The following is a 6,511-nucleotide window of genomic DNA, read 5'->3' as shown; positions in this document are numbered from 1 at the left end:
TTGAGTTCCTCCCTGCTTTTGATTTTTCCGTCCATAATCAGCCTCGCGAGTTCCTCAACGGCCCTCTCAAACTCGCCCATAACGACACCTCTCGCTCGATGTAGGGCTGGGTTTTAAAAGGGTTTGCCGGGAACAAAGTTTATATTCACTTAGTGAATAATTCAGTTGGTGAATAAAATGCGCTTCGTGGACAGGGAGCGAGAGATTGAATTACTGAAGAAAGCCCGCGAACGCTCTCGGAAAAAGCTGTACACCGTGGCGATATACGGCCTCAGGCGAGTAGGAAAAACGAGACTCCTGCGCGAGTTTTTAAGGGAGGGAGACCTCTACTTCTTCGTCAACAGAGGAAAAAGCTCCATGTCCCTCTTAAGGGAATATTCCGAGATAATGAGGAAAAATGGAGTGCTCGGAAAGAGGGAAAAACTGAAGGGCTGGGAGGACTTTTTTGAGGTCCTCTTCGAGCGCTTCGAGGGAACAGTTGCTTTCGACGAGTTCCAGGACTTCCGTTTCGTCGAGCCAGCCGTTTACCCGACCCTCCAGAGGTTCATAGATGAAAGGGAGGAGAAGAAAAACCTTCTAATGATATTTACAGGTTCGACGGTTGGAATGATGGAAAGACTGTTCAAAGATTCGAAGGAACCCCTCTACGGAAGGATAAAGCGGGAGCTCCGTCTTGAACCCCTCAACATTAAAGGGAGCTATGAGATGGCAAAAGAACTTAGGATTGAGAACATCGACGATTTCATTGTTCTATATTCGGTCTTTGGAGGTTTTCCCCGGTACTGGGTAGCGGTTGAAGATGAAGGGCTTGAGGGCGAGAACGCGGAAAGAATTCTTGAGGAGCTTATATTTTCGTATTCAGCTCCCCTCGAAGAGGAAGTTCCGAGAATACTCTCACTGGAGTTTGGGAAGCGCTCCGGCCTTTATTATGACATCCTTGAAGCGATAGCCAACGGGGCAACTTCGCCGGGCAAGATAGCGGGATATTTGAACAGGAAAGAGACATCAATAACGAGGCAACTCCACGAGCTCGTGAACTACTTCAAGCTGGTCGGCTACGATAAGGCCATCTTAGGAAAGGGAAGCGTTCTATACATAAAACATCCATTCCTGAACTTCTGGTTCCGCTTTATCCAACCGAAGCTGAGCGAGTACGAACTAAACAGGGAAAAGCTGTGGGAAGACGTTAAAGGGAACCTCCCCGACTACGTTGGAAAGATGTTCGACTTCACCTGCAGAGAAATCCTGAGATTTGCTGAGGATTACCTCCCCTTTAAGCCAGCACTAGTGGGAAGACACTGGGGCCATCATCGGGAGGGTGGAAAGAGAAGAACATACGAGATTGACATAGTAGCCCTCGACGCCGAGAGAAAGAGGGCACTCTTCGGTGAGTGCAAGTGGAGAAAGCGAGCTCATGACGGAGAAAGGCTCATTGAGGACTTGAAGAAGAAGGTTGAACTAACCGGATGGAAGGGTGAAGTCCATTATCTTATCGTAGCAAGAAGTCTCAAAAACGTTCCAGAAAACGTTATAGCCCTCGATGGGAATAAAATCAAAAACCTGCTGGAGGGTGGAAGATGAACCGCGACGAGCTCGTTGCTTTTCTTGACGAGTACCTACAGATTTCGGCTTATCCAGACAAGTCAAGCAACGGCCTGCAGGTCGAGGGAAAGGAAGAGGTTGAAAGGGTGGCTTTCGCCGTTGACACCACCCTGAGAACAATCGAAAGGGCCGTTAAAGGGAAGGCCGACATGCTTATCGTACACCACGGCATGATTTGGGGCGGACTGAACTACATCACGGGAATACACTACAAGAGGCTTAAGGCCATCATAGAGAGCGGAATAAACCTCTACGTTGCTCACCTCCCGCTGGATGCCCACCCAGAGGTTGGAAACAACGTTGGGCTTTTAAAGCTCCTAGGCTTGGAACCAAAGGGACCCTTCGGCGAGTACAGAGGACTGAGCATAGGCTTCTGGGGGGAGTTTGAGGAGGCACAGCCAATCGAGAAGGTGGCCCAGATAATAGCGGAGAAGCTCGACACGACGGTTAAAACCTACGAGTTCGGAAAAAGGGAAATCAAAACCGTTGGAGCGGTCAGCGGGGCTGGGGCGTTCGCCCTTGAGGAAGCTTACAGAAAGGGCATAGACATTTTAATAACCGGCGAATTTGGACACGCCGACTACCTAACGGCGGTGGATTTGCCCCAGAGCGTTCTGGTGGCGGGTCACTATAAGACCGAAACGCTCGGCGTCAAAGCTCTGATGGGGCTTTTGAGGGAACGCTTTGACCTTGACGTTTTCTTCATAGACGAGCCCACCGGGCTCTGATTTCGCTTTTTAGACGTAATTACCTACACAAAAGCGTTAATAAATAGGTTGAACAAACTTCTCCAAGGTGACGAAAATGAACAAGGCCCTCGCCATAATGGCTATTATTACCATCGCGCTCGTTGCATACGCCTTCAAGACCGCACAGCTACCGCCAGCAACCATAGATTACAAGGAGGTTTTCTACATAGACAACCAGAGCGTTACTTTCGTCACAAAGGACGGGTTCGGGCTCTTTGCCATGCACATAAAGCCAAAGATAAGCTCATTTGAACTGACGATTAAATTCCCGGAAGGAACGAGCTACCTTGTTCGTTACGGGAACAAGACATACAAGGGAACCGACGAGTTCAAAATCACAGTGGACAAGGACAACCTGCCACCAGAAGTTTACGTCCAGTTCCAGCTTTCCAAGGAGCTGACCAGAAAGATAGTCTACGAGGGAGAAAGCCCCGAGATAAAGGTCATCGGGGAAAAGGTTCCGTTCTGGCATGCGGAAGACGTGATATACATCAAGTACCGGAAGGAAGAGAAGTCCTGAGCTCCTGGAGAACGCTCCCCTCTCCAATTATTCTGAGGGAAAGGCCAATTTCTTCCGCGTACTTCATAACCCAGCCCGGCTTTGAGCTGAAGTTGGAAACCACCCACAGCTCAGGAAACCCCGCCCTATGCGCCTTCACGATATCGTAGAGCAACCTTTGGGGAAACCACTTGAAAGAGGCCTCAAGCTCGATGGCAAGGAGCCTTTGTTCACCGTTTAGGATAGCCACGTCTATCCGCGTTCCGTCCGGCGTTCTGTACTCTGGAACGGCTTTCAGGCCGAGCTCTTCCGCCAGGGAGACTATTTCCCGCGTCAGGGTTTTGACCTTGATTTTGGACACCCAAAAAAAGTAGGTTGAAGGGCTAAAAAACCTACTCTAGGAGTTTTAGGAATCTCTCTTCCAAGCCTGGCTCCTTCACCTGCATTGTCAGGATTTTTGCCCCTTGAGAAGCCACGAAGTCGTGCAACTCCTCCCTAACGAAGGCCCTGACATCCTTGTAAGTCTTGATTAAGATTCTCAACCACAATCATCACCATCACCTCAAATCCATTCTTTTGAACCTGATTAATGCCAGAACGAGGTAAACGGGAATAAGGCCCGCTATAACTCCAGTTTGAACGGGATTCTGTGAGAGGGCATGCTTAACCCCAAGGTATTCAACGGTGTAAGTACGGTCCGAGTGGAACGTGATTCTATCTACGTCATTGAAGATATCTAGCATAAGCACTTGAGGCACATAAAAGAGGTACCTTAGATGGTACTCCTTCTTAACTTCCACAAGTCTTTCCTGATAGGCAGTTTTCTCATCTGGGGTTAATTTCATAAAGTCCCGGGGACTGTGAATTCCAAACTTGGCGTTGACCCTGTCCTTAGCGAGATTATCCACTACTTGGGACATGACGAGACCCGTAACGAAGAATATTACGAGGGCCACCCCTACGGCGGTGTTGGAGGAGCGCACGAAAGTGGAAATTAACAGGCCAAGGGCGAGGAGCTGGAGCATTGCAAACAAAATAAGGACATTCGAAAGAACCAAGTCGCTCAGCAGGGAAGTGCTAAGGGAGAGGCCGTAGTATTTTGTTATTGCAAATGATAGTAGGGTCGCGAAGGTTATTGCCACGACTATGCTGACCACTTGACCAAAGAACTTTCCGAGGAGGTAGTATACCCTCGTAACGGGCTTGCTGAGGGCTATCCTTACAGTTCCGCTCTCGAGGTCGGAATTCACAGCCGTTGCTCCAGCCATGAGAGCGTAGACTCCAATAAATAGAAAGGCACTGGTTGCTATGTAGCCCGTGAGGCTCGCGACGAGTAATCCCTCTGGGTTTGCAACATCTTCAAGGTTGTTCCTAATCTCCCTGAATGCCATCGCATAGACTAGCAAAATCAAAACTAATATCAGCCAGAACTTCTTCGTCCTGATGCTTTTCTTCAACTCCACCTCAAACCCCCACATTCTATCACCTCAGGTCAGCTTTCTTAAACCTGAACCACGAAATTGCGAGGTAAACCACCTCGGGTTATCATCGCAGGCACTCCTGAGAGAATTATTCCAACGGCGGAGATTAGGGTTAGCTTTAACCCTTCAAGGGCTCAGCTTAGGAAATAGCGCCTCCTCGTGAGGGGCTTTGAAAGGAGGAGCGTAACGTTACCCCGCCGAAGTCCGAGCCGAAGCGCGAGAGGAGCAGGATTAAGATTGGGGGGACCCGAAGGAACTTGATGAAATTTGGAGGCCATTTGGCGAGCAGGTCGGCGGTGATAAGATGGGCAAGCTCCTCGGCCGGAATATTTGGGTAATGGGCGGTAAATCCGTAAACATCTATCTCAACCGCTACAGCCGGGAAGAGGGAGAGGAGGAAAAGCGCTGTTTCCCCACTTTTTATCCAGACCATTGCCTGTGGTTTTCTCATCTGGCTCCCTCCCATCTGCCCAACTCCATTCTCATCGCACGCATGTAAGCCAAGGCAATGAATGGAAGAATGAGAACCATGAACAGGAAAGCCACCAATAGTGATTCCTCTTGAAGTGCTGGGCTGATAATGAGTGCGAGGAACGGTAGCAGGGCAAGTGCCAGTTTCCTGCTGAAGAGCCCCGTCAAAAAGGCGACCGTTGCAGTGAAGAGCACCACTGGAAGGGAAAAACCCAGGACGGGAGTGAAAAGGGCAAAAAGTCCTGAAATCACAAGAAAACGCCTTATCAGATATGTTCTCCCAACAGGTTTGCTGAGAATCAAAAGGGGATTTTCGGAGAGAAGCTCAATCACGGAGAGTGGAAGAAGAAAGAGGGCAAAGAAGGCCTTCATTATCCTACCAACCGGCAGGAGGAGAACTATTAAAAACACAAAGAAAGCACGCGAGGCCCACAAACCCGCGACCTCCTTCCGAACCCACCAGGGGAGAAATCTGAAATACACCGCTGGAATTGAAGGCCTGAGGAAGTCTCCAGGTTCGAAACGGAGGAAAATCAACAGGGAAAGGGATAGCAATAGTACTGTAAAACCAATCGTGATTCCAACCCTCAGGTACGCATCACCCATATCCTCAGAGCCCAGATCCCTAGAAAAGAGTTCAAGCTGTACTCCTGGAGAGAAAAAGGCGTAGTTGCCGTACCTCCGTTCGAGAGCATGAACAAGGTGGGAATACTCGGCCTTTTTGGACTCATAATCCGCCAAGGTTTTGATTCCCAGAATCTTCTGGGCATCGTTTTGAACCTTCATATCTATATACCCCATGGGCACGAACGTGAGGATTAGGAAAACCAGAGTACCGACAAGGAGGGTTCTTTTCGGATTTCTCATGAGAAAAGCTGTAAGATATCCCAGCGGGAGAAACGGAAGGGCAAAAATTGCATAGAGGAATGCCGTGGGCTTCACGAGTGCTGGAAAGACCACAATAAGTGCCAAAAGCATGTGCGAGAGCAGAAAGCCTACAAACACTTCAATCCTCTTAAAGGGCTTTGAGAGGATTAGCTCCAAGCCCGTGGCTAAACCGGCTGGAAAAACCGAGGAGAGGAGAAAACCGAGAACGATATAAGGAACTACAGGAGAGATCTCCACATCAGCAAGCAAAGTAATAAGCGTGAGAACCAAGGCAATGAGAACAAAGACAGATAGACGACGCGTTTCGAGTTTAAAGAGTGCTCTCATTTTATCCCCTCCTTTCTATGCTCCGAAAAATCTCCACAAAGAAGAGATGTGTAACCAACGATGACTAAAGAAAGCATTTCACCACTGGTGAAAGACTCGCGGACTATTCTAAGACCGTTCCTCATTTCTACCGGCCAACGTTAGAAGGGAGGGCTTAAAAGAATATCGTCTATCCAAAGTAAGAAAAAAGTAAATCCCCAAGCAATCAGCCGAGTCTCTTCTTCACCTCTTCAATGGCCTCCTCGGCCTTCAGCGGGTTCTTGATTCTTCCCTGGGCAAGTTCCTTCCTTCCGCCTCCGCCACCGCCGGCAACGCTCGTTACCACTTTCGCCAGCTCGCCCGCTTTGAGGTCAAGGCCATCGCCAACAGCCACGACGAAGTGTCCCTCCCTGCTTATGAGAACGATAACGCGCCTCTCCTTCCTGAGCCTGTTCGCTGCCTCGCGGAGGTCGTCCATAGTTCCCTCAACGACTTTACCTATGAACTCAATTTCG

General features: G+C 49.3%; 9 protein-coding genes. 3 read left to right on the top strand and 6 right to left on the bottom strand.

What is annotated here, in order from left to right:
- Positions 1-177: 177 nt before the first annotated feature.
- The 3 genes from MVG27_RS06965 to MVG27_RS06955 all read left to right on the top strand — a co-directional run bounded on the left by MVG27_RS06965 (position 178) and on the right by MVG27_RS06955 (position 2,871).
- A complete protein-coding gene (locus MVG27_RS06965) occupies positions 178-1,581 on the top strand; it encodes an ATP-binding protein (RefSeq protein WP_297556414.1) in 1,404 nt (467 codons plus the stop codon).
- On the top strand, positions 1,578-2,330 hold the full coding sequence (locus tag MVG27_RS06960; RefSeq protein WP_297550494.1) for a Nif3-like dinuclear metal center hexameric protein: 753 nt from the start codon (positions 1,578-1,580) through the stop codon (positions 2,328-2,330). The genes MVG27_RS06965 and MVG27_RS06960 overlap by 4 nt, the downstream gene beginning before the upstream one ends.
- Positions 2,331-2,406: 76 nt before the next feature.
- Positions 2,407-2,871 carry a hypothetical protein gene (locus tag MVG27_RS06955; RefSeq protein WP_297550500.1) on the top strand — a complete coding sequence of 155 codons (465 nt, stop codon included), beginning with the start codon at positions 2,407-2,409 and terminating at the stop codon, positions 2,869-2,871.
- Here MVG27_RS06955 and MVG27_RS06950 read toward each other — a convergent pair.
- The 6 genes from MVG27_RS06950 to MVG27_RS06925 form a co-directional block, all read right to left on the bottom strand.
- The gene (locus MVG27_RS06950) at positions 2,843-3,211 is read right to left on the bottom strand and encodes a hypothetical protein (protein ID WP_297550496.1); all 369 of its coding nucleotides are present in this window, start codon (positions 3,209-3,211) and stop codon (positions 2,843-2,845) included. The genes MVG27_RS06955 and MVG27_RS06950 overlap by 29 nt on opposite strands.
- Positions 3,212-3,242: 31 nt before the next feature.
- Positions 3,243-3,392 carry a hypothetical protein gene (locus tag MVG27_RS06945; protein ID WP_297550498.1) on the bottom strand — a complete coding sequence of 50 codons (150 nt, stop codon included), beginning with the start codon at positions 3,390-3,392 and terminating at the stop codon, positions 3,243-3,245.
- Positions 3,393-3,407: 15 nt separating this feature from the next.
- On the bottom strand, positions 3,408-4,328 hold the full coding sequence (locus MVG27_RS06940) for an ABC transporter permease subunit (RefSeq protein WP_297556412.1): 921 nt from the start codon (positions 4,326-4,328) through the stop codon (positions 3,408-3,410).
- A gap of 142 nt (positions 4,329-4,470) precedes the next feature.
- Positions 4,471-4,797: a hypothetical protein gene (locus MVG27_RS06935; RefSeq protein ID WP_297548563.1), complete on the bottom strand. Its 327-nt coding sequence runs from the start codon at positions 4,795-4,797 to the stop codon at positions 4,471-4,473.
- Positions 4,779-6,017: a hypothetical protein gene (locus MVG27_RS06930; RefSeq protein WP_297548561.1), complete on the bottom strand. Its 1,239-nt coding sequence runs from the start codon at positions 6,015-6,017 to the stop codon at positions 4,779-4,781. The genes MVG27_RS06935 and MVG27_RS06930 overlap by 19 nt, the downstream gene beginning before the upstream one ends.
- A 205-nt stretch (positions 6,018-6,222) precedes the next feature.
- Positions 6,223-6,511 (bottom strand): DHHA1 domain-containing protein (locus MVG27_RS06925; RefSeq protein ID WP_297556411.1); only part of this gene is annotated, 289 nt, incomplete at its 5' end.

It is taken from the genome of Thermococcus sp., assembly GCF_027011145.1.
Classification (GTDB): domain Archaea; phylum Methanobacteriota_B; class Thermococci; order Thermococcales; family Thermococcaceae; genus Thermococcus.
Note: the sequence above shows the minus strand (reverse complement) of the source record. Positions and strands in the feature narration are given on the sequence as shown.